Source organism: Mycobacterium sp. (assembly GCF_049802695.1).
Taxonomy (GTDB): domain Bacteria; phylum Actinomycetota; class Actinomycetes; order Mycobacteriales; family Mycobacteriaceae; genus Mycobacterium.
The window spans coordinates 1-1,605 of the sequence record NZ_JBARMY010000423.1; the positions used below are offsets into that span (position 1 = coordinate 1).

At 68.5% G+C, this 1,605-nt stretch carries 3 protein-coding genes and 1 pseudogene; 3 read left to right on the plus strand and 1 reads right to left on the minus strand.

The features are described from left to right. Positions 1-507: pseudogene (locus tag WA317_RS17115) on the minus strand (nicotinate phosphoribosyltransferase); the annotation flags it as partial. Positions 508-556: 49 nt separating this feature from the next. On the opposite strand from WA317_RS17115, the gene clpS reads away from it, so the two are divergent. The 3 genes from clpS to WA317_RS17130 form a co-directional block, all read left to right on the plus strand. Then, a complete protein-coding gene (gene clpS, locus WA317_RS17120) occupies positions 557-859 on the plus strand; it encodes an ATP-dependent Clp protease adapter ClpS (protein WP_425174164.1) in 303 nt (100 codons plus the stop codon). Positions 860-886: 27 nt separating this feature from the next. After that, positions 887-1,471, plus strand: a complete 585-nt coding sequence (locus tag WA317_RS17125) for a DUF2017 domain-containing protein (RefSeq protein WP_425174165.1) — start codon at positions 887-889, stop codon at positions 1,469-1,471. Continuing rightward, the coding region (locus WA317_RS17130) for a P1 family peptidase (RefSeq protein WP_425174166.1) at positions 1,468-1,605 on the plus strand (138 nt) is incomplete at its 3' end. The genes WA317_RS17125 and WA317_RS17130, both read left to right, overlap by 4 nt.

A 1,605-nucleotide genomic window follows, 5' to 3' on the forward strand; every position in this document is an offset into this window, starting at 1 on the left:
GGCGGCGGCCACCGCGGCCAGCTCGTGCGTTCGTCGCGACCCCATCTCCATCACCGGGCGCTGGCGGGCGGCGCTGACCATGCGGGCGGCGGCCGACGCGATCGCGGTGTCGTGATTGAAGATCGACAGCGCCAGCGTCTCGAGCAGCACGCATTCGGCGAAGCTGCCGTGCACGGTGAGCACCGGGGATCCGGGGAAGTACAGCTCGCCCTCGGCGTAACCGTCGACGTCGCCGCCGAACTGGAATTCGGCGAGAAAGCGCAAGGTGTCGCGGTCCAGGAACTCAGCCAGCGATGACAGCCTGGCGTCGTCGAACCCGAACTGCGGCAACGCTTCCAGTAACCGGCCGGTGCCGGCGACCACACCGTAGCGCCGTCCTTCGGGCAGCCGGCGCGCGAACAGCTCGAACGTGGCGCGCCGCTGCGCGGTGCCGTCACGAAGCGCCGCCGCCAGCATGGTCAGCTCGTATTTGTCTGTCAGCAATCCGGCGCACGGCCAGTCCGTCACACCGCAACGGTATCGGGTGCGCCGCCGCGGTCTCGGTATCCTTGAACCCATGGTTGCGTCGGCACCTACCAAGCCAGGAAGCACCGGACAACGCGAGACCGCTCCGGTCGACGTGACGGCCAGTCCGTGGGTCACCATCGTCTGGGACGATCCCGTCAACCTGATGAACTACGTGACCTACGTCTTCCAGAAGCTGTTCGGTTACAGCGAGCCGCACGCCACCAAGCTGATGCTGCAGGTGCACAACGAAGGGAAGGCCGTGGTGTCGGCCGGCTCCCGCGAGTCCATGGAAGTCGACGTGTCCAAGCTGCATGCCGCCGGTTTGTGGGCGACCATGCAGCAGGACCGCTGAGCAGCCGAGGCTGTCCGGGGCCGGATTGTGCGCAAATGGAAGCGGGTGGAGACCGCGGAGGGTCCCCGTTTCCGGTCCGCGCTGACCCCGCATGAGGCGGGTCTGCTCAAGAGCCTGATCGGCTCGCTGATCGAGATGCTCGACGCGCGCCAGGCGGCGTCGCCGACCGACGAACTCGAGCAGATCACGGGGATGCGGACCGGCAGCACCGACCCGCCAGAGGACGCCACACTGCGGCGCCTGCTGCCGGACTTCCACGCTGCCGGCGACAAACCCGGTGACGCCGACGCGTCCGACGGCCTCAACGCAGCGCTGCGCAGCCTGCACGAGCCGGAGATCATCGACGCCAAACGATCCGCCGCGAAATTCGTCCTGAAATCCCTGCCCGACGACGGGAGCCGCTTCGAGCTGACCGAGGAGGGCGCGAACACCTGGATTGCGGCGGTCAACGACCTGCGACTGGCGCTGGGCACCATGCTCGAGATTTCGCCGGACGGGCCGGACACCCTGCCCGACGGCCATCCGATGGCCCCGCACCTCGACGTCTATCAGTGGCTGACGGTGCTGCAGGAGTTCTTGGTGCTGGCGCTGATGGGCAAGCCGCTCCGATGAATTCCATCACCGACGTGGGGGGCATCCGGGTGGGCCAGTACCACCGACGGGACCCGGACGCGGAGCTCGGCGCGGGGTGGGCGCGCGGCGTCACGGTCGTGATCGCGCCGCCGGGCACAGTCGGGGCCGTCGAC